The organism is Pimelobacter simplex (assembly GCF_024662235.1).
Taxonomy (GTDB): Bacteria; Actinomycetota; Actinomycetes; order Propionibacteriales; family Nocardioidaceae; genus Nocardioides.
In genome coordinates this window covers 3,607,528-3,634,184 of the sequence record NZ_CP096276.1, presented here as the reverse complement: position 1 = coordinate 3,634,184, position 26,657 = coordinate 3,607,528, and the positions used below count along the sequence as shown (strand labels likewise).

At 72.9% G+C, this 26,657-nt stretch carries 28 protein-coding genes; 20 read left to right on the top strand and 8 right to left on the bottom strand.

Annotation, left to right across the window (positions count from 1 at the left end):
- Positions 1 to 5 precede the first annotated feature (5 nt).
- Positions 6 to 662, bottom strand: coding sequence for a TetR/AcrR family transcriptional regulator (locus M0M48_RS17890; protein ID WP_257752170.1), 657 nt, complete (start codon positions 660 to 662; stop codon positions 6 to 8).
- Positions 663 to 736: 74 nt separating this feature from the next.
- Here M0M48_RS17890 and M0M48_RS17885 point away from each other — a divergent pair, with 74 nt between their 5' ends.
- The 9 genes from M0M48_RS17885 (at position 737) to M0M48_RS17845 (ending at position 7,034) form a co-directional block, all read left to right on the top strand.
- Positions 737 to 1,840 carry an oxygenase MpaB family protein gene (locus M0M48_RS17885; protein WP_215814600.1) on the top strand — a complete coding sequence of 368 codons (1,104 nt, stop codon included), beginning with the start codon at positions 737 to 739 and terminating at the stop codon, positions 1,838 to 1,840.
- 154 nt (positions 1,841 to 1,994) lie between these two features.
- Positions 1,995 to 2,849: a M57 family metalloprotease gene (locus tag M0M48_RS17880; RefSeq protein WP_215814601.1), complete on the top strand. Its 855-nt coding sequence runs from the start codon at positions 1,995 to 1,997 to the stop codon at positions 2,847 to 2,849.
- 105 nt (positions 2,850 to 2,954) lie between these two features.
- Positions 2,955 to 4,028: a redox-regulated ATPase YchF gene (gene ychF, locus M0M48_RS17875; protein ID WP_215814602.1), complete on the top strand. Its 1,074-nt coding sequence runs from the start codon at positions 2,955 to 2,957 to the stop codon at positions 4,026 to 4,028.
- A gap of 16 nt (positions 4,029 to 4,044) precedes the next feature.
- Positions 4,045 to 4,665, top strand: coding sequence for a pentapeptide repeat-containing protein (locus M0M48_RS17870; RefSeq protein WP_257752169.1), 621 nt, complete (start codon positions 4,045 to 4,047; stop codon positions 4,663 to 4,665).
- 3 nt (positions 4,666 to 4,668) lie between these two features.
- Entirely contained in the window at positions 4,669 to 5,223 is a 555-nt protein-coding gene (locus tag M0M48_RS17865) for a hypothetical protein (RefSeq protein WP_257752168.1), read from the top strand.
- A gap of 26 nt (positions 5,224 to 5,249) precedes the next feature.
- Positions 5,250 to 5,801, top strand: a complete 552-nt coding sequence (locus M0M48_RS17860; protein ID WP_257752167.1) for a GNAT family N-acetyltransferase — start codon at positions 5,250 to 5,252, stop codon at positions 5,799 to 5,801.
- Positions 5,798 to 6,115, top strand: coding sequence for a DUF4288 domain-containing protein (locus tag M0M48_RS17855; RefSeq protein ID WP_257752166.1), 318 nt, complete (start codon positions 5,798 to 5,800; stop codon positions 6,113 to 6,115). Before M0M48_RS17860 ends, M0M48_RS17855 begins: the two co-directional genes overlap by 4 nt.
- A 58-nt stretch (positions 6,116 to 6,173) precedes the next feature.
- A complete protein-coding gene (locus M0M48_RS17850; RefSeq protein ID WP_215814607.1) occupies positions 6,174 to 6,356 on the top strand; it encodes a hypothetical protein in 183 nt (60 codons plus the stop codon).
- An 18-nt stretch (positions 6,357 to 6,374) separates the two neighbouring features.
- The gene (locus M0M48_RS17845) at positions 6,375 to 7,034 is read left to right on the top strand and encodes a VOC family protein (protein WP_257752165.1); all 660 of its coding nucleotides are present in this window, start codon (positions 6,375 to 6,377) and stop codon (positions 7,032 to 7,034) included.
- Here the strand turns inward: M0M48_RS17845 and M0M48_RS17840 are convergent.
- Together M0M48_RS17840 and M0M48_RS17835 are read right to left on the bottom strand one after the other, a co-directional pair.
- On the bottom strand, positions 7,024 to 7,566 hold the full coding sequence (locus M0M48_RS17840) for a hypothetical protein (protein ID WP_257752164.1): 543 nt from the start codon (positions 7,564 to 7,566) through the stop codon (positions 7,024 to 7,026). The two genes, M0M48_RS17845 and M0M48_RS17840, sit on opposite strands and share 11 nt — an antisense overlap.
- An 80-nt stretch (positions 7,567 to 7,646) precedes the next feature.
- Positions 7,647 to 9,401, bottom strand: a complete 1,755-nt coding sequence (locus tag M0M48_RS17835; protein WP_257752163.1) for an alkaline phosphatase — start codon at positions 9,399 to 9,401, stop codon at positions 7,647 to 7,649.
- A gap of 163 nt (positions 9,402 to 9,564) precedes the next feature.
- On the opposite strand from M0M48_RS17835, the gene M0M48_RS17830 reads away from it, so the two are divergent.
- Positions 9,565 to 10,401, top strand: a complete 837-nt coding sequence (locus tag M0M48_RS17830; protein ID WP_257752162.1) for an alpha/beta hydrolase family protein — start codon at positions 9,565 to 9,567, stop codon at positions 10,399 to 10,401.
- A gap of 2 nt (positions 10,402 to 10,403) precedes the next feature.
- Here the strand turns inward: M0M48_RS17830 and M0M48_RS17825 are convergent, their stop codons facing one another.
- Positions 10,404 to 11,036 (bottom strand): LysE/ArgO family amino acid transporter, encoded by a 633-nt coding sequence (locus M0M48_RS17825; RefSeq protein WP_215814612.1) that lies wholly within the window; start codon positions 11,034 to 11,036, stop codon positions 10,404 to 10,406.
- A gap of 79 nt (positions 11,037 to 11,115) precedes the next feature.
- On the opposite strand from M0M48_RS17825, the gene M0M48_RS17820 reads away from it, so the two are divergent.
- Complete coding sequence (locus M0M48_RS17820) at positions 11,116 to 12,018, top strand: LysR family transcriptional regulator ArgP (RefSeq protein WP_257752161.1); 903 nt, start codon at positions 11,116 to 11,118, stop codon at positions 12,016 to 12,018.
- Here the strand turns inward: M0M48_RS17820 and M0M48_RS17815 are convergent.
- Positions 11,978 to 12,328, bottom strand: a complete 351-nt coding sequence (locus M0M48_RS17815; RefSeq protein WP_215814614.1) for a hypothetical protein — start codon at positions 12,326 to 12,328, stop codon at positions 11,978 to 11,980. The genes M0M48_RS17820 and M0M48_RS17815 overlap by 41 nt on opposite strands.
- Before the next feature lie 84 nt (positions 12,329 to 12,412).
- On the opposite strand from M0M48_RS17815, the gene M0M48_RS17810 reads away from it, so the two are divergent.
- From M0M48_RS17810 to M0M48_RS17780, 7 genes are all read left to right on the top strand, one after another.
- Entirely contained in the window at positions 12,413 to 14,215 is a 1,803-nt protein-coding gene (locus M0M48_RS17810) for an alpha/beta fold hydrolase (protein ID WP_257752160.1), read from the top strand.
- Positions 14,216 to 14,230: 15 nt separating this feature from the next.
- Positions 14,231 to 15,649: a xanthine dehydrogenase small subunit gene (locus M0M48_RS17805; protein ID WP_257752159.1), complete on the top strand. Its 1,419-nt coding sequence runs from the start codon at positions 14,231 to 14,233 to the stop codon at positions 15,647 to 15,649.
- Positions 15,646 to 17,880 (top strand): xanthine dehydrogenase molybdopterin binding subunit, encoded by a 2,235-nt coding sequence (gene xdhB / locus M0M48_RS17800; RefSeq protein ID WP_257752158.1) that lies wholly within the window; start codon positions 15,646 to 15,648, stop codon positions 17,878 to 17,880. The genes M0M48_RS17805 and xdhB overlap by 4 nt, the downstream gene beginning before the upstream one ends.
- The gene (xdhC, locus tag M0M48_RS17795) at positions 17,877 to 18,713 is read left to right on the top strand and encodes a xanthine dehydrogenase accessory protein XdhC (protein ID WP_257752157.1); all 837 of its coding nucleotides are present in this window, start codon (positions 17,877 to 17,879) and stop codon (positions 18,711 to 18,713) included. The genes xdhB and xdhC overlap by 4 nt, the downstream gene beginning before the upstream one ends.
- 89 nt (positions 18,714 to 18,802) lie before the next feature.
- Positions 18,803 to 19,318, top strand: a complete 516-nt coding sequence (locus tag M0M48_RS17790; RefSeq protein WP_257752156.1) for a hypothetical protein — start codon at positions 18,803 to 18,805, stop codon at positions 19,316 to 19,318.
- A complete protein-coding gene (locus tag M0M48_RS17785; protein WP_257752155.1) occupies positions 19,315 to 21,396 on the top strand; it encodes a transglutaminase domain-containing protein in 2,082 nt (693 codons plus the stop codon). The genes M0M48_RS17790 and M0M48_RS17785 overlap by 4 nt, the downstream gene beginning before the upstream one ends.
- A gap of 19 nt (positions 21,397 to 21,415) precedes the next feature.
- Entirely contained in the window at positions 21,416 to 21,913 is a 498-nt protein-coding gene (locus M0M48_RS17780) for a hypothetical protein (protein ID WP_257752154.1), read from the top strand.
- On the opposite strand, the gene M0M48_RS17775 is transcribed toward M0M48_RS17780, so the two are convergent.
- The gene (locus tag M0M48_RS17775; protein WP_257752153.1) at positions 21,910 to 22,377 is read right to left on the bottom strand and encodes a nucleoside deaminase; all 468 of its coding nucleotides are present in this window, start codon (positions 22,375 to 22,377) and stop codon (positions 21,910 to 21,912) included. The genes M0M48_RS17780 and M0M48_RS17775 overlap by 4 nt on opposite strands.
- Before the next feature lie 8 nt (positions 22,378 to 22,385).
- Positions 22,386 to 23,300 (bottom strand): LysR family transcriptional regulator, encoded by a 915-nt coding sequence (locus M0M48_RS17770; RefSeq protein WP_257752152.1) that lies wholly within the window; start codon positions 23,298 to 23,300, stop codon positions 22,386 to 22,388.
- A 90-nt stretch (positions 23,301 to 23,390) separates the two neighbouring features.
- On the opposite strand from M0M48_RS17770, the gene tdh reads away from it, so the two are divergent.
- Positions 23,391 to 24,434 (top strand): L-threonine 3-dehydrogenase, encoded by a 1,044-nt coding sequence (gene tdh, locus M0M48_RS17765; protein ID WP_215814623.1) that lies wholly within the window; start codon positions 23,391 to 23,393, stop codon positions 24,432 to 24,434.
- Complete coding sequence (locus M0M48_RS17760) at positions 24,434 to 25,621, top strand: glycine C-acetyltransferase (protein ID WP_257752151.1); 1,188 nt, start codon at positions 24,434 to 24,436, stop codon at positions 25,619 to 25,621. The genes tdh and M0M48_RS17760 overlap by 1 nt, the downstream gene beginning before the upstream one ends.
- Here the strand turns inward: M0M48_RS17760 and M0M48_RS17755 are convergent.
- Positions 25,605 to 26,651: a hypothetical protein gene (locus tag M0M48_RS17755; RefSeq protein ID WP_257752150.1), complete on the bottom strand. Its 1,047-nt coding sequence runs from the start codon at positions 26,649 to 26,651 to the stop codon at positions 25,605 to 25,607. The two genes, M0M48_RS17760 and M0M48_RS17755, sit on opposite strands and share 17 nt — an antisense overlap.
- Positions 26,652 to 26,657 lie beyond the last annotated feature (6 nt).

Sequence of the window (26,657 nt, the reverse complement as noted above, 5' to 3'; positions counted from 1 at the left end):
AGAGATTAGTCCGCGGCGGGTCGGGTGGCGCTCAGCAGCCCCTCGAGGGAGGTGACGAGCCGATCGCGGTCGTACGTCTCGGGCTGGTCGAGGGCGAGCCGGCCGAAGTGCTCGGCGGTGACCAGGACCAGGTGGGCCAGGACGTCGACGTCGAGGTACGGTCCGCCGCGGCGCTCGAGGCCGGCCTGCAGCGCGTCGGCGATCGAGCCCCGGATCAGCTCGCGGGTCGAGGTGATCCGGTCGCGGACGACGGCGGGCGCGTTCTGGGTCAGGCCCAGGACCGGGCGCCAGACCTCTGGCTCGCGCTGGACGACGTCGATCAGGCCGCCGGCCGCGGCCACGATCCACTCGTCGACGTCGAGCGCGCCGTCGAGGCCTCCGTCGGGCATCAGGCGCAGCGCAGAGGCGAGCGCCCGGCGCTGGGTGCGGTCGAGCAGCGCGTGCAGGAGCGGCTCCAGGCCGTCGTACGCGCCGTAGACGACGGGGCGGGTGACCTCGGCCTCGCGTGCGATCGCCTCGATCGAGACCCGCTCGTAGCCGTCGCGGACCAGGACCCGCAACGCTGCGTCGAGCAGGTGCTCGCGGCGCTGCTCGACCGGCAGCCGCTTGGCGTAGCGCCGCTTGGGAGCGGGCTCAGCCGCTCCGGAGGTGTCCTGCGTCACCTTCCGGACAATATTCCAGTGCTGTAAATTTCGCCGAACCTACGGACCTGTAGCAATGAGGAAGGGAGGGCCGCATGTTCGGTCTCCAGACCAGGAAGCAGCTCGCGCAGCAGTTCGAGCCGATGGCCGACTACGGATTCTTCGGGCCGGACTCGGTGACGTGGAAGGTGTGGGCGCACCCGACGTCCTACATCCTCGGCTTCGCGCGCGCCGTCACGATCGAGCACTTCGACCCGAACCTGGCGGCGGCCGTCGTCCAGTCCGGCGGGGTGAAGTACCGGCCCAGCACCCGCTACGGTCGCACCCTGCGCTACTTCGGGATGGTCGCGTTCGCGGCCACGGAGCCGACCGCCAAGGCGGCCGACGTCCTGGTCAAGGTGCACTCCAAGGCGATCGGGCACGACCCCGTCACCGGCGGCGAGTACGACGCCAACCAGCCGTCGTCGCAGCTGTGGATCCACGTGACGGCCTGGCACTCGATCCTCTACTGCTACGAGAGGTTCGGCGGCGGGCGGCTGACCCCCGAGGAGGAGCTGCAGTTCTGGGCCGAGTGCCGACGCGCCGCCGAGCTCCAGACGATCGACCCGGACACGGTGCCGCGCAACCGCGACGAGGTTCGCCAGTACTTCGCCGACTGGCGCTCCCGGATCGCCGCCTCGGAGGCGGCGCAGGACATGATCAATTTCATCCTGCCGCTCAAGGTCGCGCTCCCGCCCGACCTGCCGGGGTGGCAGAAGGCCGGGTTCGCGCCGGTGATGTGGCTGATGCGCAAGGCGATCATCTCGACGTACCCGAAGCACATGCGCGACATGGCGGGGCTACGCCAAGGCCGGCTGACCGACGCGCTGGTCGCGCCGCCGACCAAGGCGCTGCACACCGTGTTCAACAGCAACATGCAGCTGCGGCTGTGGCTGATGAACCTGCTCGCGCCCCAGGCCGTCCCCGTCGCGGCGCCCGCGATGCTCGGCATCCCGCCGCTCTCGCCGGTCACCATGACGCCGCGCGAGGCGCAGGCCGCCTACGGCTTCGACATCCCGAGCGAGGCGCACCCCGAGCTGCGGGCCAAGCAGCGTGATCGGGTCTTCCGGCAGGGGAAGCAGCCCTCCGACGAGGGCCTGGTGGAGTCGCAGCAGCACATCGGCTCGATGGACCCGCACGATGCGGCGATGCCCGCCTGACACCGGCCTGACGCCCGTCCCCAGCGGCGGGGTCCGTGGCTCACGTTCGTGCAGCCCCGGGCCCTGCCGCTTTCTGAGTCACAGGATCTCTTGTCCTGAGGGCGATCCGAGCGATTCGATGTGCCGGATCCACTCTCGGGAGAAAGGTTCTTGGATGTTGTCATCTCGGATCAGCAGAATCTCCGTCGGCGTCGCCTGCCTGGTGACCGCCTTCGCGGGAGCAGCCGTCTCCGGCCCCGGCTCGGCGTCGGCCGACACCGGATGGAGCACGCTCAGCGCACCGCCGACGTACCAGGAGTTCGAGGCCTCGACGTACGTCGACGTCGACGGCGCCTACGTCGTCAACGGCGACGAGGCCCTCAGCACGAAGGCCGAGCTCAAGAAGTTCTACAACAGCATGGTCGGCCCGTTCGGCAACCACGACCGCGACCGCCACGAGGGCGACCTCATCGTCAACACGGTCAACGGCCGCGACGACAAGTGGAGCGCGAGCCAGGCCCTCAACCTGACCTACTGCGTCAGCACCCGGTTCGGCACCCGGCAGGCCGACATCGTCGCGGCGATGAGCGCCGGCACCGCGCTGTGGGAGAACGCGTCGTCGAAGATCAACTTCGTCTACGTCCCCGCGCAGAACAGCAGCTGCACCACCCGCAACAACAACGTGGTGTTCTCGGTCGAGCCGGTCAACACCTCGCAGTACATCGCCCGCGCGTTCTTCCCGAGCTCGGCCAAGAGCTCGCGCAACGTGCTCGTCGACGACTCGATCTGGTCCTCGGGGACCTGGGAGCCGGGCGACATCCTCGGCCACGAGCTGGGCCACGTGCTGGGCTTCCGCCACGAGCACACCCGGCCGGAGTCGGGCACCTGCTTCGAGGACAACAACTGGCGGCCGCTGACGCCGTACGACTCGGCGTCGATCATGCACTACCCGCAGTGCAACGGCAGCTCCAGCGACCTGGAGTTCCAGGCCTCCGACGCGACGGGGGTCCGGGCGCTCTACGGCTCCTGAGCCGGTGGACGGCACGGGTGGGGCTCCGACTCGGGGGTAGCCCCACCCGTACCGTTCTCGCGTCGATGCGCGCAGCCGGGCCGCCCGGCCATAGAATCGCCCCCCGTGGCACTCACCATCGGCATCGTCGGTCTCCCCAACGCAGGCAAGTCGACGCTCTTCAACGCGTTGACCAAGAACGACGTCCTCGCGGCGAACTACCCGTTCGCCACCATCGAGCCCAACGTGGGCGTGGTCGGCGTACCCGACCCGCGCCTGGCCCAGCTCGCCGAGATCTTCGGCTCCGAGCGCCAGCTGCCCGCCACGGTCGAGTTCGTCGACATCGCCGGCATCGTCCGCGGCGCCTCCCAGGGCGAGGGCCTGGGCAACAAGTTCCTCGCCCACATCCGCGAGTCCGCGGCCATCTGCCAGGTGACCCGCGTCTTCCGCGACGAGGACGTCACCCACGTCGACGGCGAGGTCAACCCGGCCAACGACATCTCCACGATCCAGACCGAGCTCATCCTCGCGGACCTGGAGACGGTGGAGAAGGCCGTCGTACGGCTGGAGAAGGAGGCGCGCAAGGTCAAGGAGCTCGCCGCCAACCTCGAGGCCGCCAAGGAGGCCAAGGAAGCCCTCGAGGCCGGTACGCCGATCATCGCCACCTCGATCGACCGCGCCCTCCTGCGCGAGCTCTCGCTCCTCACCGCGAAGCCCTTCATCTACGTCTTCAACTGCGACGCCGACGAGCTCGCCGACGAGTCCCTCAAGGACAAGATGCGCGAGATCGTCGCCCCCGCCGAGGCGATCTTCCTCGACGCCAAGTTCGAGTCCGAGCTCATCGAGCTCGACGACGAGGAGGCCACCGAGTTCCTCGCCGAGGCCGGCGTCACCGAGCCCGGCCTCGAGGTCCTCGCCCGCGTCGGCTTCGACACCCTCGGCCTCCAGACCTACCTCACCGCCGGCCCCAAGGAGTCGCGCGCGTGGACCATCGCCAAGGGCGCCACCGCGCCCGAGGCCGCCGGCGTCATCCACACCGACTTCCAGAAGGGCTTCATCAAGGCCGAGGTCGTCTCGTTCGACGACCTGGTCGCGGCGGGGTCGATGGCCAAGGCCAAGGAGGCGGGGAAGGTCCGGATGGAGGGCAAGGACTACGTCATGGCCGATGGTGACGTGGTGGAGTTCCGCTTCAACGTCTGACCCACCGGGTCCAGGCATGATGAGGCCGACGACGCGCCAGCTGAGCGAGCGCTGGAAGCACGAGCGCACGAGCGCGCTCGAGCACGAGCTCGTCCTGGCGGCACAACGGCCCGGCGCCCCCTTCCCGGCGTCGCCCTTCGGGACGACGGAGGCGGGTCTGGTCGACCTGCGCGGCGTACGGCTCACGACTCCGATCCGCTATCAGCGCGCCACGGGTGTCGACCTGTCGGACGTCACCTTCGCGGACGGCGCGTCGGTCACCGAGTCGGAGCTGGAGGGCTGTGTCCTCGACCGGATCGACATGCGCGGCGTGTTCGTCCGGCGTCGCTTCGTCGGGTGCAGCTTCGTCGGTGCGAAGCTCACCGGCGCTCGTCTCGGCGGCGAGTTCACGGACTGCGACTTCTCCGGAGCGACGTTGTCCCGCTCCGTCGCGTCGGGCGCGCGGTTCGAGCGGTGCACCTTCACCGGCGCGAGCCTGCGCGCGGTCATGTGGACGACGCGCTGCGTGTTCGACCACTGTGTCTTCGACGGTGTCGCATCGTTCACGGGCTCCGTCGCGGGCAGTGTCTTCATCGGGTCGGCGCCGCCCGATCTCAGCGGCTGCATCGTCGACCATGTCCAGCACGAGGAAGGGTGACACATGTTCGTCCTCGCCACCTTCCGGCACGACGGAGCGCTGCTCCTCGAGCTGCTCGCCGATTGGTACACGGTGCTGGCCACCGCGGAGGCGGAGGTCGACGACACCGAGGCCAATGCGCGCACCCTCGCTGCCTGGCAGGGCGACGAGACGCTCGTGCCGCAGAAGCGGCGGTTCGGTGGCCCGAGCCTGATCCGGGCACAGGGGGAGCTGAGCCGCGACTACGCGCGCGGGCTCGCCGTACCGATGGGGGAGGGCGTCGTCGGGCCCGAGCTCGCCCGCGAGCTGCGGGTCGTGTTCCGGCGGGCGCAGGCCAAGGCCGAGGCGCGGCTCGCCGGCGGTACCTATCTCACCGTCCTCCAGGGGTACGCCGAGGCGCTGCGCGCGATGCGCGGCGACCCGACGGCCTACCGTCGCGTCGAGCACACGGTGGTCGCGATCGTCGCGGACGAGCGCTACCTCCGCGTCGCCGAGGACGACCGGGTACGCGAGCTGGTCGGGCGGATCGATGACGAGGTAGGCCACCTCTACAACCGCTACATGGACGTCGCGCGCTGACGACCACCGCGTGGGACGGTAGTGCCATGCGGCTGCCGACCCCCACGCTGGAGACCGAGCGACTTCGGCTGCGCCCGTTCGCCGAGGCCGACACCGACGACCTCTTCGCGCTGCAGAGCGATGCGTACGTGCTGCGCTACTGGGACTACCCGCCGTGGACGGACCGGGAGTCGGCCGCGCTGTTCCTGGCTCGGTGCGCGGAGATGGCCGAGGAGGGGAGCGGGGTGCGGGTGGTCCTCGAACGCCGTGCGGACCGGGCGTTCGTCGGCTGGTGCACCGTCAGCGGGTGGAACCCCGCATTCCGGAGTGCCCGCACGGGCTACTGCCTCCCGCAGGCTGCCTGGGGGCACGGCTACGCGACGGAGGCGGCGCGTGCCCTGCTGGAGTGGGCGTTCGCCACCCTCGACCTCAACCGGGTGCAGGCCGCGGTGGACACCCGGAACCCGGCCTCGGCGCGGGTGCTGGAGAAGCTCGGGTTCGTGCGGGAAGGGACGCTGCGCGAGGACTGCATCGTGGACGGGGTGGTGTCGGACTCGTGGGTCTACGGGCTGCTGCGGCGGGACCGGGTGGCGCCATGACTTGGTACGGCGTACGCACCGTCTGTCGGTTCGCGGGCTCGGGCGACGTCCCGCCGCACTACGAGGAGCGGGTGGTGATCTTCGAGGCCGACGACTTCGCCGGGGCGATCGCCCAGGCCGAGGCCGAGGCCGCGGAGTACGCCGCGATCTTCGACGACTGCGAGGCGCTCGGGCTGGTGCAGTCCTACGAGATGGCTGATCCGGTCGGCGCCGGAGCCGAGGTCTACTCGCTGATGCGGACCAGCGACCTCGAGCCGGACGACTACCTCGACCGCTTCTTCGACACGGGCGAGGAGCGGCAGCGCGCCCTCTGACCGGGGGCTGGGCCAGGGCCCCTGGCGCTCATTCGAACATATGTTCTACTCTTCGTGGGTGGGGCAACGGCATGTCTGGGTCAAGGAGAAGTTCGGCCCGCGCAAGCTGCCGGGCCTCCTGCTGACCTGGCGCCAGGGCGTCGACGGCTGGGAGGCGCTGGTCACCTGGGTGACCGCCGATCCCGAGACGATCATCACCGACTGGGTCCCGGCTGAGCGGCTGGGCCCGGTCGGGCCGTAGGGCGACTAGCGTGGGCGCGTGCTGACGATCGCCGAGCTCGAGATCGCCGACCCGCCGCAGCCGTGGCGCGAGGCGGGCTTCGTCGTCGGTGAGGACGGCGCCGCCCGGGTCGGCGGCGTCCGGCTGCGGTTCGCGGGGCGGGAGCGGGAGCGCGGGCGCGGGATCGTCGGGTGGTCGCTGGGTGGGCTGCCGGAGGCGTGGGCGGGTGATCTCGACGGCGTACCGACGGGCGGCCGGGCGTCGGATGCGCCGGCCGGTGCCGAACCGCCGGGGGAGCACCCGAACGGTGTCACCGTGATCGACCACGTCGTGCTGCTCTCGCCCGACCTCGACCGCACCCGCGCGGTCCTCGCCGCCCTCGGCGCCGAGGAGCGGCGGGTGCGTGACGGGCACATGGGTGGGGCGCCGGTGCGGCAGGTGTTCTACCGGTTCGGTGAGGTGGTGCTCGAGGTGGTGGGCGCGCCGGATGCGGCGGGTGAGGGGCCGGCGAGCCTGTGGGGCGTGACGTTCACGGTGGCCGACATCGATGCGGCGGCCAGGCTGCTGGGGGAGCGGACCGCGCCGGTCAAGGACGCCGTCCAGCCGGGGCGCCGGATCACGACGGTGCGCCACCGCGACCTCGGGATGTCGGTGCGGACGGCGCTCATCTCGGCGCCGGTGCGGCGCGCTACTCGTTGACCAGCACCGGTACGCCGACCGCGGCGCTCACGGCCTTGCCCGCGAGCTTGCGGGGCACCTTGATCGTGAACGTCTCGTGCTCCGAGGGCGGCCCGTCGTCGTGGTGGGCGCTCTCTTCGAGGTGGTGCGTGAACCGGGCGGTGCCCAGGAGCGTGCCCGAGGCGTCGTAGAAGCCGGCCAGCACCTGCAGCTCGAGCAGGTCGGAGACGTCGCTGGTGATGTCGAGCGAGCCGGTGACCCGCCGGCCGTCGAAGGTGACCTTGCCGTAGGAGAAGCGGTCGTCGAACGGGCCGGGGATGCGGCCCACGGTCCCCGGACGGCCGGGGGCGGCCGACGCGATGCCGTCGAGGACCGGCTCGCCGGTCGGGGCGGCCAGGTCGGGGAACTCGGTCATGACGACCGGGCTCGGTACGTCGGACGCCGGGGCCGACGCGCTGGAGCCGGCCGGCTCCGGCTCGGCCGAGGAGCAGCCGCTCAGGGCGAGGGCGGCGGTCGTGGCGAGGCCGGCGAGGGTGAGGGCGGTGCGGTGCATGCGGGTTCTCCTGGAGAGCCGGACGCCCCGCGCCCCGGCCGCCGTGGCGACCGGGACGCGGGACGTGTCGGTGCGGTGGGTCAGCGGACGACGCGGATCGTGATCGTCGCCGACGCCGAGGGCAGGTACGACGTGCTGCCGGCGTAGCCGGCGGCCAGCTTGTGCTTGCCCTTCTTGAGCTTCAGCTTCACGGTCGCCTTGCCGCCGGAGAGGGCGACGGTCTTGACGACCTTGCCCTTGTCGGTGATCCGGACGGTGCCGGTCGCGGCGGCCGGGCTGACCTTGACCGTGAGGGTGGCCTTCTTGCCGGCCTTGACCTTCGCCGGCCCGGACAGCGAGGTCTTCGTCGCGGTCTTGACGACCGGCGGGGTGCTGCCGTCGAGGGAGAGGGCGCCGCGCACGATCTTGAACAGTGCGGTGTTCTCGATCGAGGTGTCGAGCGCCGAGAACCCCGGACCGTAGGCGAAGACGGGGACGTCGGCACCGGTGTGGTTGCCCGAGAGGTAGGTCAGCCAGAGGCTGGCCTGCGGCGTACCGTCCTCGACGCCGGCCGGGTCGTCGGCCGTGCGGAAGGTGGCCGGCGCGAACGCGCTGCGCGAGGAGTCCTTGGTCTGGTTGGTCGGACGCGACGGCGTCGAGTTGTTCGACGGGTTGCCACCGTCGACGTTGACCGGCGGGGTGCCGGCCTCGGCGTTGGTGAAGCTGCCCTTCTCGATGATGTTGAAGCCGGCGCACTCGTGGTCGGCGGTGACGATGACCAGCGTGTTGCCGTCCTGCTTGGCGAAGTCGAGCGCGACCTTGACCGCGTCGTCGAACGCCTTCATCTCCTCGAGCGTCTGGCTCGCGTCGTTGGCGTGCGAGCGCTTGTCGATGAGCGCGCCCTCGACCTGGAGGTAGAAGCCCTTGTTGCCGGTGGCGGCGCTCTTGGCCTTGAGCAGGTCGATCGCCTTGGTCGTCATGTCGGCGACCGTCGGCTCCTGCGCCTCGGGCGCGCCGGGGTTGGCCTTCTTGAACTTCTCGACCGTCAGGTTGCCCTTGTTGAACAGGCCGAAGACCTTCTGGCCGGTCGCGTTCGCGAGCTCGGTCTTGGTCGCGACGGTCTGCGAGGCGGGCGAGCCGAGGACGGCGTACCCGTTGCTCTCGAGCGCGGTCTGGTCCGCGGCGTCGAAGCGGGAGAGGCCGCCGCCGAGGATGACGTCCGCGGTCTGGTTGCGGGCGATCTGGTCGGCGATCGGGGTGACCCGCACGTCGTCGGTCGGCAGCGCCGAGCCGGTGATCGCGGTGTCCTGGCAGCTGCCGGCCGAGTACGACGGACCCTGGCAGCCGCGCGCGAGCGCGTGGGACATCTGGCCGGCGGGGGTGGCGTCGGTGATCTCGGCGGTCGACACGTTGCCGGTCGCGAGCCCGGCGGCGTGCGCCTGCTCCATGACGGTCGGCACGACGGTGCCCTTGGCGTCGACGCCGAGGGCGGCGTTGTAGGTCTTCACGCCGGAGGCCCACGCGGTCGCGGCCGAGGCGGAGTCGGTGACGTAGTTCGGGTGGAAGTCAGCCTCGCCGGGCTGGCCCGAGTTCTTCTCGACGGCGTACGTCGCCACCTGGCCGACGGCGGGCATCGTCTCCATGTTGAGCTTGCCGTGCGCGCCGTAGAAGCGCTCGCGGGCGGCGGTGACGTGGGTACGGCCCATGCCGTCGCCGAGCAGGTAGATGACGTTCTTGGCCTTGGTGGGCGCCGCGGCGTCCGCGGTGCTGGCCTGGGCCGCCACGCTGCCGCCGACGCCGGCCACGCCGGCCAGCAGGATCGCTGCCGTGGCCGTGGCCTTGAAGCGAGATCGCATGATGATCGGTTGTCCCTTCCGCCGCGCCGCCGATCGGCGCGGACGGGCGCGACGCTAAGCAGCGTGCGGGTACCGCTCGCCAGCACGAGTTGGCCGGGACGTGTGCGCGACGTGAACGGCTCGCGACGGCCTCCCCGGGGAGCGTGAGGCGCACAATGGGCCGATGAGAACGCGGATCCGGGCCGTCGTCGTTGCCGTCATGGCGCTTGCGTCCCTGGGGCTGACCGGGTGCTCGGGCGACGAGGCGCCGGCGCCGCCGCGCGAGGCCGCCCCGTCCCCGTCCCCGAGCGGTACGACGAGCGCGCCCCTCGCGACGCTCCCGGGGGCGTTGAGCCGCTGCGGACCGCAGGACCCGGCGGTCGCCGCCGCGCACTTCCGGCCGCGCACGCTGCACAGCGCCGCAGTGGGCCGGGTGAGCGCGGTGACGGCCGGGACCGGGCCGACGGTCGCCGTCCTGCTGCACCAGACCAACGGGAACGGCCTGTGCGGCTGGCTGCCCTACGCCGCGCGCCTGGTGGCACGACCGGGCGTGCAGGTGCTGGCGATCGACCTGTGCGGCTACGGCGCCGCCCGCTGCACGGGCGCGCACCGGGGTGCCCGGCAGACCGACGCGGTGAGCCTCGCGATCGACGCTGCGCGCCGGTCGCTCGGCGCCCGTACGGTCGTGGTCGTCGGCGCCTCGATGGGCGGCAGTGTCGCGCTGATGACTGCCGTGCGCGATCCCCGTGCCGCTCGGGTGGCCGACCTGTCCGGTCCGGCCGACTGGGACGGGATGGAGGTCGTCGCCGGTGGCCGCGCCCTGCGGGTGCCCGCCCTGGTCGCGATGGCCGACGACGAGGGTGAGGACCAGGTGGCGGCGTCGCGGGCGATCGCCGCCGTGGCGCCCCGGGGCAGCCGGTTCGAGCCGGCGGAGTCGGGGCACGGCTACGCCCTGCTCGTCGGCCCGGACGGTACGCCGGGACCGCTCGCCGCGGTCCTCGAGGAGTGGATCCGCGGCTGAGCTCAGCCGGTCGCGAGCTTGAGCGCGACGAGCACCATCGTCGCCGCGATGCAGAGCTCCACGACCTGCCACGCGCGCGGCCGGGCGAGCAGGGGAGCGAGGAGCCGGGCGCCGAAGCCCAGCCCGCTGAACCACAGCACGCTCCCGAGCGCGGCGCCGACGCCGAACCACCAGCGCCCGGCGACCTGTCCGCCGTCGTGGGCGGACGCGATCGAGCCGATGAGGAGCAGCGTGTCGAGGTAGACGTGGGGGTTGAGCCAGGTGAGCAGGAGGGTGCGCCCGACCACGCTGCGCCGAGTCTCGACGGGGGCACCGGTGCCGGCGCCGTCGCCGCCGGCCGCGGTCAGCGACTCCGGACGGAAGGCGCGACGCAGCGACCCCGCGGCGTACCAGAGCAGGAAGGCGACGCCGAGCCAGCGGACGACGTCGAGGGCCCAGCCGGTGCGGTCGACCAGCGCGCCGACGCCGCCTACGCCGGCCGCGATGAGGAGGGCGTCGGACAGGGCGCAGATGAGGACGACGACGCCGACGTGCGAGCGCAGCAGGCCCTGGCGCAGCACGTAGGCGTTCTGCGCGCCGATGGCCACGATGAGGGTCATCGTGGTGACGAGTCCGGCGAGGGCGGGGGCGAGCACGGGGACGAACCTAGGGTCGCGCCGCGGTGAAGGCCAGCGAATGTTCCTACAGGAACATCAGTGCTGCTTAACATGGGTCATGCGCTTCGACCCGGCCCAGCTGGAGACCCTCGTCGCGATCACCGAGGAGGGGACGTTCGAGGCCGCCGCCCGACGCCTGCACGTGACGCCGAGCGCGGTCAGCCAGCGGGTGCGCGCGCTGGAGCAGGCCGCCGGCCAGGTCCTCGTCCGACGCACGTCCCCGGCGACCGTCACGCCGGCCGGTGCGCCGCTGGTCCGGCTCGGGCGCCAGCTACGGCTGCTCGCGACCGAGGCGGCCGCCGAGCTCGGGGCGGGCGAGGTGGTCGACCTCGCCGTCGCGGTCAACGCGGACTCGCTCGCGACCTGGTTCCGGCAGGTGCTGGCCGACGTCGCCCAGCGGCCGGGGACCGCGCTGCGCCTGCACGTCGAGGACCAGGCCTACTCGCACGACCTGCTGCGCCGGGGCGAGGTCCTCGCCGCGGTCACCGACGAGCCGGTGCCCGTGCAGGGCTGCGTCGTCGAGCGACTCGGCGCGATCCGGTACACGCCCGCCGCCGCGCCCTGGCTGGTCGAGCGCCACCGCAAGGGCCGCGGGATCGACTGGGCCGCGATGCCGATCGTCGTCTACAACGAGAAGGACCACCTCCAGGACGACCTGCTCGCCGCGCACGGCGCCGGCCGGCCGCCGGTCGTGCACCGGGTGCCGAGCACGGCGGACTTCCACGCCGCGCTGCGGGCCGGACTGGGCTGGGGGATGCTCCTGGACCCGCAGCTCGACGAGAGTCTCGCGGCCGGGGACGCCGTCCGGCTGCCGGGGGCGCGACCGGTCGTCGTACCGCTCTACTGGCAGCGGTGGCGCCTCGACAGCCCGGCGCTCGCCGCCCTCACCGAGGACGTACGACGGGCCGCGCGGGTCGGCCTCAGGCGGACCGCGACGACGACGCCGCGTGCGCCCGCTTGACCAGGTCGACGACCGACTCCCCGTGCCCGCTGGTCGACGTACGCGCCTGGCGGTCGAGCCAGAGCGCCGCGTCGAGCGCGTCGGCGGCGAGGCGGCGCAGGTCGTCCGAGGCGAGCTCGGTGCCGAGCTCGGGCTCGGCGACGGTCGCGGTGAAGGCGCTGTGCTCGCCCGGGCCCTCCTGCCACCAGGTGCGCAGCAGGCCGAACCGCGGTCCCTCGTGCAGCCAGGTGCCGGGGTCCTCCTCGGCGTGCTCGGCCGCGCTGGTGGTGCACCAGGGCGGGCAGTCCGGCCGCTCCTCGTCCCTCTCCATCTCGGTCCCATCGGCAGCCGCGGCCCGGACCTGAGCATTGCTACCGGCGCGTAACCACGGCCCGCGGGCGGTCGTTCCACCGATGTGAAGCGCATCACACTGCTCCTGGTCGCGATCGGCACCGTGCTCGCCTCGTTCGTGGTCCCACCGGACCCGGCGCGGGCCGCCGATCCGTTCACCCGGACGACGCTGCACTTCAAGGTCGAGGTCGGGCCGGCCGGCGACAAGACGTGCGACGTCGTGGGCGACGTCTACGTCCCGGCGGGGGCGAGCGCCGCGCGGCGGATGCCGGCCGTGCTGACCACCAACGGCTTCGGCGGCTCCAAGGACGACCAGGCGCCGATGGCGGCGATGCTGGCGCGCCGGGGCTATGTCGTCCTGTCCTACTCGGGTCTCGGGTTCGGCGGCTCCGGCTGCACGATCACCCTCGACGACCCGGCGTACGACGGCAAGGCGGCCAGCCAGCTCGTCAGCTACCTCGGCGGCTCGCCCGGCATCGCCTTCCGGGACGCGGCCCACAAGACCGCCGCTCCGGCGCTCGCGGTCGTCCAGCGCGACGCGCGCGACCACCGCGGAGTCGCGCGGGCCAACGACCCGCGGGTGGCGACCTTCGGCGGCTCGTACGGCGGCGGGTTCCAGTTCGCGGTCGCCTCGCAGGACGCGCGGGTCGACGCGATCGTCCCGGTGATCACCTGGAACGACCTCAGCTACAACCTCGACCCCAACAGCACCACGCAGGTCTCCGGCGTATCGACGTCCGTGCCCGGTGCGGCCAAGCTCGTGTGGGCGCTGGCGTTCTCGGGGCTCGGCATGACCGGCGACCTGCAGAACCAGCAGGTCCCGCCCGACCTCCTGCCGTGCCCGAACTTCGCGGCCTACGTGTGCCCCGCGCTGATCACCGCGGGCGTGACCGGATACCTCCAGCCCGCCCACGTGACGGCGCTGCGCAAGGCGTCGGTCGCGTCGTACGTGTCGCGGGTCAGGGTGCCCACGCTGCTGGTGCAGGGCCAGAAGGACACGCTCTTCAACCTCAACGAGGCGGTCGCGACCTACCGTGCCCTCCAGGCCCAGGGCACCGAGACCAAGATGATCTGGCAGCTCGGCGGCCACTCCGGCGCCGGAGCGCCCGGCGAGGTGAGCTGGACGGACCCGGCGGCCGGCTACGTCAGCGCCCGGGTGCTCGCGTGGTTCGAGCGCTACCTCAAGGGGCGCTCGGTCAGCACCGGGCCGGAGTTCGCCTACTTCCGCGACTGGGTGCCCTACCGCGGCAACGCCGGGCCGGCGTACGCCACCTCGGCGGCGTTCCCGGTCGGCCAGCAGCGCACCTGGCGGCTCTCGGGCACCGACGCCCTCGTCACCGGTACGACGCCCAGCGCGCCGGGCAGCCGCTCCCTCCTCACGCCGCCGGCGGGCCTGCCCACGCGCCTGGACCAGATGGACGTCCTGGGCGGCGTCCTCGGCCCGATCACCGACCTGGTGACCGACCTGCCGGGCACCTCCGCCGCCTGGTCGACGCCCGTCCTGACCACGCCGCTGCGCGTGGCCGGGTCGCCGACGGTGCGGCTCCAGGTGAGCGCGCCGAGCGCGGCGCTCACCCAGCGGCTCGGCCCCCTCGGCCAGCTCGTGCTCTTCGTCAAGGTCGCCGACGTCGGCCCCGACGGCAAGGCGCGGCTGATCAACGGGCTCGAGGCGCCGGTACGGATCCCCGACGTGACCCGGCCGTTCACCGTGCAGCTGCCCGCCATCGTGCACCAGTTCGCGCCCGGGCACCGGCTGCGGCTCGTCGTCGCCGGCGGCTCGCTCAACTACCGCGGCGGCGCGGTCGCGACGCCGGTCAGCATCGCGTCGGGTTCCGCGCAAACCGTCACCCTCCCGGTCGTTCCTTGATCTAACCTGACCGTGATGAGCACGGATCCGGCCCCTGGGCCGGGCGCCGCCGTCACGGTCAACGGAGCCGCCCGGGCGCTCGTCGGCGCCCAGCCGCCGGTCACCGCGCTCGACTGGCTGCGCGGTCTCGGGCTCACCGGCGCCAAGGAGGGCTGTGCCGAGGGGGAGTGCGGTGCGTGCGCCGTCCTCGTCGCCCGGCCCGGTGTCGACGCCCTGACCGAGTGGACCGCGGTCAACGCCTGCCTGCTGCCGGCCGCCTCGCTCGCCGGCCAGGAGGTCGTGACCGCCGAGGGCCTCGGTACGCCGGCCGCGCTGCACCCGGTGCAGCACGAGATGGCGGTGCGTGGCGGCTCGCAGTGCGGCTACTGCACGCCCGGCTTCGTGTGCAGCATGGCGGCCGAGTTCTACCGTCCCGGCCGCGAGGGGTTCGACCACCACGCGCTCTCGGGCAACCTGTGCCGCTGCACCGGCTACCGCCCGATCGTCGACGCTGCCGAGGCGCTCGGTGCGCCCGCGGCCGACGACCCCCTCGCCACCCGTACGACGAGCGCCCCGCCCCCCGCCCCGCCCGGCCGGATCGGTGGCTGGGCGCGGCCGGCGACCCTCGCCGAGGCGCTGGCCCTGCTGGCCGAGCCGGGCACGGTCGCGGTCGCGGGCTCGACCGACCTCGGCGTCGAGGCCAACCTGCGCGGGTCCCGGCCGGCGCTGCTGGTGGCGATCGACCGGCTCGACGCGCTGCGCGGGTTGAGCCTCGCCGCGGACGTCGTCGAGATCGGTGCCGCGCTCACGCTGAGCGAGGTCGAGCGCCGGCTCGAGGGGAGAATCCCCTTGCTGGACGCGGTCTTTCCGCAGTTCGCGTCCCGCCTCATCCGCAACGGCGCGACCATCGGCGGCAACCTCGGGACCGGTTCGCCGATCGGTGACCTGTCGCCCGCGCTGCTCGCGCTCGACGCGGAGGTCGTCCTCGTCTCGGCCACCGGCGAGCGGACCGTCCCGCTGACCGGCTACTTCACCGGCTACCGGCAGAGCGTGCGTGCGCCGGGTGAGCTCGTCGCGCGGATCCGGGTGCCGCTGCCGCTGGCCCCGACGACGGCGTTCCACAAGATCGCCAAGCGGCGCTTCGACGACATCTCGTCGGTAGCCGTGGCCTTCGCGCTCGACATCGACCCCGCGACGGGCGTCGTCCGCAGCGCAGCGATCGGGCTCGGCGGGGTCGCCGCGACCCCGATCCGCGCCACCGCGGCCGAGCAGGCGCTGACCGGTGCACCCTGGACGGTCGCGGGCATCGCGCCGGCCGCGGCGGCCCTCGCGGCGACCGGGACCCCGCTCGACGACCACCGCGCCAGTGCGGCGTACCGGCGGGCGATGCTGGGCCAGGCGCTCCCGCGGCTGCTCGCCGAGCAGGCCGCGCCGACCGGGGAGGTGGCGTCGTGAGCGTCGGCGAGGCACGTCCCCACGAGGCCGCGGCGCTCCACGTCACCGGGCACGCGCTCTACACCGACGACCTCGTGGTCCGGACCCGGCAGGTGCTGCACGCGCACCCGGTCACCGCGCCCCACGCGCACGCGCGGGTGACCCGGCTCGACGGCGCGCCGGCGTACGGGATCCCTGGTGTGGTGCGGGTCCTGACTGCCGCGGACGTGCCGGGCGTCAACGACTCCGGGACCAAGCACGACGAACCGCTGTTCCCCGGAGAGGTGCTGTTCCACGGGCAGGCGGTCGCCTGGGTGCTGGGCGAGACGCTCGAGTCCGCGCGGCTCGGCGCGGCCGCCGTCGTGGCCGACTACGAGCCGCTGCCCTCGCTGGTCACGATCGCCGACGCCATCGCCGCCGAGAGCTTCCAGGGTGCTCGCCCGACGATGGTCCGCGGTGACGTCGACGCCGGACTCGCCGCCAGCACGCGGGTCTTCGAGGGCGTCACCGAGTTCGCCGGGCAGGAGCACTTCTACCTCGAGACCCACGCCTCGCTGGCCCACGTCGACGACGACGGCCAGGTCTTCGTCCAGTCGAGCACGCAGCACCCGACCGAGACCCAGGAGATCGTCGCCCACGTGCTCGGCCTCGCGAGCCACCAGGTGACCGTCCAGTGCCTGCGGATGGGCGGTGGGTTCGGGGGCAAGGAGATGCAGCCCCACGGCTATGCCGCCGTCGCCGCGCTGGGGGCGACGCTGACCGGACGGCCGGTGCGGGTGCGGCTCACCCGCCAGCAGGACATGACGATGAGCGGCAAGCGGCACGGCTTCCACGCGACGTGGCGGGTGGGCTTCGACGACGACGGCCGGCTGCAGGCGCTGGAGGCGACGCTCACCTCCGAGGACGGCTGGAGCCTCGACCTCTCCGAGCCGGTGCTCTCGCGCGCGCTGTGCCACGTCGACAACGCCTACTGGATCCCGAACGTCCACGTGCAGGGGCGGATCGCGCGCACCCACACCACCTCCCAGACGGCGTTCCGCGGCTTCGGCGGTCCCCAGGGGATGCTCGTCGTCGAGGACGTCCTCGGCCGCTGCGCGCCGGCGCTCGGGATCGCGCCCGAGGAGCTGCGCCGCCGCAACTTCTACGCCGAGGGCCAGGCCACGCCGTACGGGCAGCCGGTCCGGCACGCGGAGCGCATCGACCGCGCGTGGCAGCAGGTGCTCGACACCAGCGAGTTCGCCGTACGCCGCAAGGACATCGACCGGCACAACGCCCAGAACCCCCATTCCAAGCGGGGTCTGGCGATCACGCCGGTGAAGTTCGGCATCTCGTTCAACTTCACCTCGTTCAACCAGGCCGGTGCGCTCGTGCACGTCTACAAGGACGGCTCGGTCCTCATCAACCACGGCGGCACCGAGATGGGCCAGGGACTGCACACCAAGATGCTCCAGGTGGCGGCCACCGCGTTCGGGCTGCCGATCGAGCGGGTCCGGCTCGCGCCGACGCGGACCGACAAGGTGCCCAACACCTCGGCCACGGCGGCCAGCTCGGGAGCCGACCTCAACGGCGCGGCCGTCCGTGACGCCTGCCTGCAGATCCTCGCCCGGCTGGTGCCCGTGCGCGAGCGCCTCGACGCCGCCGCCACCTGGGAGGACGTCGTCCGTGCGGCCTACCTCGACCGGGTCCAGCTCTGGGCGGCCGGCTTCTACCGCACCGAGGGGCTCTCCTGGGACGCCACGACGATGAGCGGGAACCCGTTCAAGTACTTCGCCTACGGCGTGGCCGCCGCCGAGGTCGAGGTCGACGGCTTCACCGGCGGCTACGAGGTGCGCCGCGTCGACATCGCGCACGACGTCGGCGACAGCCTCTCGCCGCTGGTCGACATCGGCCAGATCGAGGGCGGGTTCCTGCAGGGCGTGGGCTGGCTGACGCTCGAGGACCTGCGCTGGGACAGCTCGGACGGGCCGAACCGGGGGCGCCTCGCGACGCAGGCGGCGTCGACGTACAAGCTGCCGAGCCTGTCGGAGCTCCCCGCCGACCTGCGCGTCACGCTGCTGGCCCACGCGACCGAGGACGGCGTCGTGCACGGGTCCAAGGCGGTCGGCGAACCGCCCTTGATGCTGGCCTTCTCGGTGCGCGAGGCCCTGCGCGACGCGGTCGGCGCGTTCGGCCCGGGCGGGATCCCGGTCGAGGTGGCCTCGCCCGCGACGCCGGAGGCGGTCTGGTGGGCGATCGAGCGGGTGCGCCGATGACCGACTGGCTGCGCGCGCTCCAGGACCTGCGCGAGACCCGCGTACCGGCGGTGCTCGTGACGATCAGCGAGGTGCGCGGTCACGCGCCCAGGGAGGCGGGCGCCAAGCTCGTCGTGTCGCCCGACGCGACCTGGGGGAGCATCGGTGGCGGCAACCTCGAGGAGGTCGCCGTACGACGGGCGCGGGCCCTGCTGGCCGATCCGGGCGCCGCGGTGCTGACCGAGCGGCATGACCTCTCCGACCGGGCGCCCGTCGAGCACGGCGTGCAGTGCTGCGGCGGCGAGGTGACGCTGCTCTACGAGCCCGTCCCCGTGCGCCGCGCGATCGCGGTGTTCGGCATGGGCCACGTCGGCTTCGAGCTGGCGCTGCTGCTCAGCCGGCACGACGTCGAGCTGCACCTCGTCGACTCCCGCGCGGACCAGGTGACCGCCGACCGGACGGCTCCGTTGCGGTCCGGGCCGGCCGACGTACGGATCCACCAGGTGCCGGTGCTGCCCGAGCTCGTCGTCGCGGACCTGCCGCCGGGGTGCGACGTCCTGGTGCTCACCCACGACCACGCCGAGGACCTCGCCCTGCTCGACGCGCTCCTGCGCTCGGACGTACCGGGGTCGATCGGCCTCATCGGGTCGAGCGCCAAGTGGGTGCGCTTCCGGGCCAAGCTGGCGGACCTCGGGCACGACGCGAGCGCGATCGGCCGCGTGCGTACGCCGATCGGTGCGCCCGGCCCGCTCGGCAAGGAGCCGGCGACGATCGCGTTGGCGGTGGCCGTCGAGCTGCTCGCAGCTGCGCGGTTTCCGCGGTTCCGCCCGGTGCGCGAGACCCCTATTTTCTAGGGTCGACGGGCCGACCGGCCCGTCGATGACGCACCAGCACGCTGATCCCCCCTAAGGACTCGGGTCTCTTGAGCACACCGCACCCTGGCATGCCCCCGTACGGACCGCCGTCCGGACCACCGCCCCGCCGGGGCCCGGGTCGCACCCTGGCCTGGCTGGCCGCGGGTCTCGTGCTCGTCCTGCTCGTGCTCGGTGCCGTCGCGCTGGTCGTCCGCAACGACTCCGGTGACGACGGGGACTCCGGCAGCGCCGACGGGGAGTCGGGCGACGTCGCGCGCGAGGCATCCTGTGACGCCTACCGCGACGTGGTGCAGAGCTCCGAGCTCTGGTCGGCCGCCGACGCCGACCCGGACCGCCTGCAGGAGATGTACGACGCCGTGCTGGCCGACATCGCGACCGCGGGCGACGACGAGATGGCGGCGCTGGTCACCGACGAGGCCACGGTCGTCGTCTCCTACTACCGCGCACTCGCGGACTGGAAGCAGGAGACGGAGGACGCCGTGCGCCGGGGGGAGTACCCCGACACGACCGTGCCGACCGAGATCACCTCCCAGCGGGGTGAGATCACCCGCACGCAGGGTGCCGTCGTGGAGGCCTGCCCGTGACCCAGCGCAGGTTCCCCTGGCTGGCCGTCCTCGGCTCGCTCGGCCTCGTCGTCGTGCTCGTCGTCGGCCTCGTCGTCGTGCTGGCGCAGGGCGGGGACGACGACCGTCCCGACGGCGAGCGCCGGAGCGGGAGCCAGGCGGATGCCCTGCGCGACCGCGTGCTCAACGAGGGGCGCACGGAGCTCCCCACCACGGCGGCCGTCGAGAACGCCGTACCGGGCTACGACTACACCGAGGCCCTGACCGGCGTCGGGGTCGACGCCGACCTCACGGTCCCCGCCGACCATGACGCCACCGACCAGATCGAGGTCTACGCCGACGCGGCGCTCACCAAGCCCGTGCCGGCGCTCGTCCTGCCCGACCCGACCTCGCCCTCCTCGGAGCCGCTGCTGGCCGTCAAGCCGGTCCAGGTGCGGCGCGCGCACATCACCCGCCAGAACGGCCAGGCGAGTGCCACGGTGGCCGACCTCGGCACCTACTGGAACCTCAACCCCGAGGTGTACGTCGTCCAGCAGCTCAACCCCGACGGCAGCAAGCGGGCACGTCCGCTGGTCACCGAGGTGAGCTTCGTCGCCGAGACGCCGTCGCCGGCGCAGGTCGCCGCGACCGTCTCCGCGCAGGGCGACGCGCTCCTCGAGTGGTCGCCGGTCGAGGGAGCGACCGAGTACGCGGTGGTCCTGCAGCAGCGGCGGGGCAGCAACCTCGACGGCACGGTGCGGGTGATCGGGCGCACGACCGAGACGACGTGGTCGTCGGAGGAGACGGCGATCTGCCGCACGGTCTCCTGCACGCAGAACGAGGCGCTGCGGCTCACCACGGTCGACGCGTCGACCATGGCCTCGAACCCGACCCTCGTCGGGGAGAAGATCGACGCCCGACTGGGCGTCGTCGCGGTCGTGGACCGCAAGCCGTCGGCGCTGGCCGCGGTCGCCCTCACCGGCCTCGAGACGCTCCCCGTCCGCTCCGACCGGAAGTGGGACGGCGGCGCCGACATCTGGAACCGCGGCCTGGCGTCCTTGCCGAGCCGGTTCCTGTTCGCCTCGGTCGACGGATCGACCCGCGCGACGGGAGCGGCCATCGACCGCGCGGACGTCCGGCGCAAGGGCCGCTGGTGGGAGGTCCCGCTGCAGGGCCAGGGCACCCGGTTGCTCGAGACCGTCCGGATCCCCGTCGACGCCGTCAAGGACATCGACGCCGAGGTCGCGGCGTTCAACGCCCGGGCGCAGCGGGACTACCCGAAGGCGGGCCTGCTCAGGTCGAGCATCGTGATCGACGTCGGCGACCCGAGGAAGCCCGGCCCCGAGCTGCCGAAGCCGACGTACCCGGTCTTCGGCAGCAACGACCTGTCGACGTTCATCGCCGAGCAGCTCGTCGCCGGCGCGACCGACATCGACCTCTCCGCGTTCGACGACCAGCCCGGGCTCCCTGACGTCCAGGACGCGTGGCGCGAGGCGGTCTACCAGAATCCCTACGCCCTGGCGTACTTCGACCGCTACACGTACGACGGCAGCGTCCTCCACGTCCAGCCGGCCTACCCGGCGGCCGAGAAGCAGCGCCGGCAGCAGAGGATCGCGGACCGGGCCAAGGCGATCGTGAGGAGCGAGATCACGGCGGGGATGAGCGTGGCGGACAAGGTGCGCGCCCTCAACCGCTATCTCGTGGACCAGGGTGAGTACGACGACGCCGCGATCGCCGGCTCGCCGGGCAAGTACCGGTCCGACATCCCGGCCCGGCTCCGCTACGCCTGGGAGCCGGACGGCATCCTGCTCTCCGGCACGGGTGTCTGCATGAGCTATGCCTATGCCTTCGACGTGCTCGCCGAGGAGGCCGGCATCGAGTCGGTGGTCGTCACCGGGGACCTGGCCGACGGCGGTGCGCATGCGTGGAACAAGGTGCGGATCGGCAACAGCTGGCGGGCGGTGGACGTGACGTGGAACGACCCCCGTGGTCGCTGGACCTCGCCGCGCGGCGACCGGTACCTGATGATCCGCGACGCGCAGTTCACCGGCAATGCCCTGCGCTCCGAGGACGACGACTGGATGTCCGACGGCTTCCTCCGCGACTACCCCACCCGCTGACGGCTGGATCGAGGACGACGTGAGCAGTCCGTACGCCGACGAGGGCGCCCAGACCCGCGCCGCGTTCCAGGGCTACTGGGCGGCGCCCGCCGGGGCCGTCCCGGTCTGGTTGCTCGTCGAGGACGGCCGACTCGCGCTGCTGGCGCCGGGCCAGGGGCCGTCGGGCTATGTCGACGTGTTCCGGGTGCCCGTCCACCAGGCGCGGGTTTCCTCGGCCGCCCAGCGCATCACCGTGACCGTCGGCGGCACCTCCTACCCGGTGCTCGCCCGGCCGATCGGGCCGGTGATCGGTGCGGCGCTGGGCGTCGCCGGCGCCACGGCCGCACGAGCCGGCAACCTCGCCGCCGACGCGTCGGCGTTCTCGCGCCAGGGCGGCCCGGCGCTGCTCGCGGCCCTCCGTCAGTCCGGTGCGCCCGCGCGCCGGATCGGCTACGGCCCGCTGCTGGCGATCGGCTTCGTGGTCGGCCTGCTCCTCGTGCTGCTCGTCACGGTCGTCACCGTGGCGGCCATCGCCTAGTAGGCCGTGCGCTGCTCGTGCGCGAGCCACGCGTCGAACGGCGCGGTCGCGTCGGGCGGGCGGACGTTGGCGATCGCCATCGACCACTCCGAGCGCGGCCGGTCGAACAGCTCGTAGAACGCGCGGTCGTCGAAGCCGCCCCGTGCGGCGTCGTCGCGGTCGGCGGCGTAGACGACGCGGTCGAGCCGGGCCCACAGCGAGGCCGAGAGGCACAGCGGGCAGGGCTCGCACGAGGTGTAGAGCACGCAGCCCGTCAGCTCGAACGTCGCGAGCGCCGTGCACGCGGTCCGGATCGCCATCACCTCGGCGTGGGCGGTCGGGTCGAGGTTGCGGGTCACCCGGTTCTGCCCGGTGGCCACGACCGCGCCGTCACGGACGATCACCGCGCCGAAGGGCCCACCGCCGTCGGCCACGTTGGCCGTCGCCAGGTCGATCGCCTGCGCCAGCCAGGTCTCCTCGCTCATGGCGCCATTCAACCCTGTGACGCCACCAGCCGCTCCATGACGAGCCGCAACGCCCGGACGACCGTCTGCACCGAGCGCCGGCGCAGGGTCTCGGGGCGGGCGAGGACGTCGATGGTGCGGCTGGTGCTGAGGCCGTGGAGGGGGCGGAGCACCACGTCGTCGTACGGGTGGGACGCGGTGTAGCGGGGCAGCAGCCCGATCCCGGAGCCCGCCGCGACGAGCGCCGCGACCGCGCCGTAGTCGTTGACCCGGTGCACGACCTCGGCCGGCCGGCTGGCCAGCGCGGCGACGGCGGTGAGGACGTCGTCGGGGGAGTAGCCCACGCGGCTGGTCACCCAGCGCTCGCCGATCACGTCGCGCGGGCGCAGCGTGCGCTTGCGGGCGAGGGCGTGGGAGGCGGGCAGTGCGACGTCCAGCGGCTCCCGGGCCAGGTGGACGACGTGGAGGTCGGCGCCCGGCCAGGGCGGGCTGTGCTCCATGCGGTGCGCGAGCACGAGGTCGTACTGCGCGGTGAGGGCGGGGAAGTCGCTCTGGGCGACGTCCTCGTCCGCCAGCCGCAGGTCCGGTACGCCGGGCCCGTCGCCGAGTGCCCGCAGCAGCGGCCCGAAGAGGGCCTGGCCGGCGCTGTGGAAGCTGCTCAGCGTGACGGTGCCGCCCGCGCGGTGCTCGAACTCCTCGACGGCGCTCTGCGCGGCCGCCATCGCGTCGATGACGCCCGCCCCGGCCTGGGCGAGCACCTGGCCCGCGTCGGTGAGCGTGAGCACCCGGCCCTCGCGCCGGGTCAGCGGGGTCGCGAACTGCCGCTGGAGGGCCGCGAGGTGCTGCGAGACGGCCGAGGGGGAGACGTGCAGCGCCTCGGCCACGGCGGTGACGCTGCCGAGTGCCCCGAGCTCGCGCAGGACGGTCAGCTGGTGCAGCTCCATGGCGGTCAGCCTACTGTGAAGTGATCACTTAAAGGACGTTGCAGAAACTGCCCGTTGCTCTGAACGGTCCGGGGGTTCTTCACTGGTCCCATGAAGGCGCTCTTCAAGGCCGAGGCAGGCCCCGGGCTCGTGCTCGTCGACCGCCCGGACCCGGTCTGCGGCCCGGCCGACGTGGTGATCCGGGTGCTGCGCACCGGCATCTGCGGCACGGACCTGCACATCCTGCGCTGGGACGAGTGGGCGGCGGGGGCGGTCACCGCGCCGCTGACCCCCGGTCACGAGTTCTACGGCGAGGTGGTCGAGGTCGGCCCGCTGGTCGACGACGTCGCGGTCGGCGACCGGGTCTCCGGCGAGGGCCACATCGTGTGCGGCACCTGCCGCAACTGCCGCGCCGGCCGCCGCCAGATGTGCATCCGCACGGTCGGGCTCGGCGTCCAGCGCGACGGCGCGTTCGCGGAGTACCTCAGCCTCCCGGCCAGCAACGTGTGGGTCCACCACCCCGACGTGGAGCCCGGCCTCGGCGCGATCTTCGACCCGCTCGGCAACGCCGTGCACACCGCGCTCGCGTTCCCCCTGGTGGGCGAGGACGTCCTCGTCGCCGGCTGCGGCCCGATCGGGCTGATGGCGATCGCGATCGCCCGCCACGTCGGCGCCCGCTATGTCGTCGGCACCGACGTCAGCCCGGCCCGCCTCGAGCTCGCCAAGGGCATGGGCGCGGACGCCGTCGTCGACGTCTCGCAGGCCAGCGTGCGCGACGTCCAGCGTTCGCTGGGCATGCGCGAGGGCTTCGACGTGGGCTTCGAGATGAGCGGCGCCCCGTCGGCGCTGCCGCAGATGATCGACAACATGAACCACGGCGGCCGGATCGCCATGCTCGGCCTGCCCAGCGCGCCGTTCGCCGTCGACTGGGGCAAGGTCGTCACGCACATGCTGACGCTCAAGGGCATCTACGGCCGGGAGATGTTCGAGACCTGGAACGCGATGGGCGCGATGCTGCAGACGAGCAGCACCCTGCGAGAGGCGATCTCCTCGGTGATCTCCGACCGCCTCCCCGCCCGCGAGTGGGAGCGGGGCTTCGAGATCGCGGCGTCCGCCGGGGTCGGCAAGGTTGTTCTGGACTGGACGGAGCTGTGATGTACGGGAACTTCAGGAACCACCTCACCGCCGAGCTCGACGGCATCGAGCAGGCGGGTCTGACCAAGCGCGAGCGCGGCATCCGCGGCCCCCAGAAGGCCGAGATCGTCGCCGACGGTGCCGAGGTGCTCAACTTCTGCGCCAACAACTACCTCGGCCTGGCCGACGACCCGCGCCTCCTCGACGCCGCTCGCGGCGCGCTCGACGAGTGGGGCTACGGCCTGGCCAGCGTGCGCTTCATCTGCGGCACCCAGGAGCAGCACCTCGAGCTGGAGCGCCGGCTCTCCGAGTTCCTGGGCACCGACGACACGATCCTGTACTCGTCGTGCTTCGACGCCAACGGCGGCGTCTTCGAGACCCTCTTCGGTGCCGAGGACGCGATCATCTCCGACGCCCTCAACCACGCCTCGATCATCGACGGCATCCGGCTCTCCAAGGCCCGCCGGCTGCGCTACGCCAACCGCGACATGGCCGACCTCGAGGAGCAGCTGAAGTCCGCCGCCGACGCGCGCTTCCGCGTCGTCGTCACCGACGGCGTGTTCTCGATGGACGGCTACATCGCGCCCCTGCGCGAGATCTGCGACCTCGCCGACAAGTACGACGCCCTCGTCCTCGTCGACGACTCCCACGCCGTCGGCTTCATCGGCGACGGCGGTCGCGGCACGCCCGAGCTGTGCGGTGTCGCGGACCGCGTCGACATCTACACCGGCACCTTCGGCAAGGCCCTCGGCGGCGCCTCCGGCGGCTACGTCTCGTCGCACCGTGAGATCGTCGCGCTGCTGCGCCAGCGCTCGCGGCCCTACCTGTTCTCCAACACGCTCGCCCCGTCCATCGTCGCGGGCACGCTGCGCGCGCTCGACCTGGTCGAGGGATCGGGCGAGCTGCGCGAGCAGCTGCGCGCCAACGCCGCGCTCTTCCGCTCGCTCATGGAGGCCGAGGGCTTCGACCTGCTGCCGGGCGAGCACCCGATCGTGCCGGTGATGTTCGGCGACGCCGCACTCACCGCGCGGATCGCGGACGAGATGCAGAAGCACGGCGTCTACGTGACCGCGTTCAGCTTCCCCGTCGTGCCGCGCGGCCAGGCGCGCATCCGGGTGCAGCTCTCGGCCGCGCACACCGAGGACCAGGTCCGCCGGTGCGTCGAGGCCTTCGCCGTCGCGCGGGCGGTCGCTACCCCCGTGGCCTGAGGTCGCGGCGCCGCATCGCGAAGATCCAGCGGCGCCCCGGGTGCTCGCTCACCGACCAGAACGCGTCGGTCTCGGGCCACCAGACCAGGTCCTCGGGGCCGAGGGGCGTGGCGGCCAGGTGCTCGCGGAAGGCGCCCGGGCGGCCGACGTACACGGAGCCGGGGAGGTACGGCGTGCGCGAGCGCGTCACGTAGTAGGTCCCGTCGACGGCGGCCACGCCCTGCATCCGCAGCGCCCCGCGGTCGTCGAGCTCGGGCCGGATCAGCCCGTCGGCGTCCGGTCGCGGCAGCGCGGTCGCCGGGTCGATCGCGAACCGCGCGAGCCGGCGCGACTGCTTGCTGGAGCCGTACTCACCGACCAGCAGCGTCGGCTCGGGCCCCGAGCGGTCGACGCTGAAGAACGAGAACCGCAGCCGGCCGACGCCCTCGTCGGCCACCCCCTTGTGCGCGAACCGGACCGGCAGCACGTAGCGGTGCCCGAACGTCTCGTACGGCGACCCGGCCGGCACCCGCAGCACGTCACCGAGGTGACAGCTCGAGAACCCGCGCCCGGTCGCCGCGACGTGGAGGTAGTCGCCGTGCCAGACGATCCCGCCCGCGTGCACCTTGAGCGGCGCGAACCCCGGCTCGCCGTCCACGACCTTCGGCGTCACCAGCAGGACGTGCCCGTAGCGCCGGTGGTGCAGGTCGACCAGGCTGACCCGCGAGCCCTGCCCGGTGCGCGAGTACCAGGACGTCATCAGCACGTCGTGCCCGTGCGCTTCGCGGAAGCCGGTCTCGGCCGACGTCGTGATGCCCTGCGGCCACCACCCGCGGTCGCGCCGGTCGGGACCCTCCCACGTGTAGGCCTGGCTGACCTTGAGCCCGAGCAGCCGCGGCGACGGCGCGAACGTGCGGCGCAACCGTCCCGGCAGGTCCGGCACCATGCCGGTCACGCCCACCCGTCCGCCGCCGTCGGAGCGCAGGGCCCCGGCCAGGGCGTCGATCTCGTCGCCGTTGTCCGTCGTACGGGTCAGATGCAAGCCGGGCACAGGCTC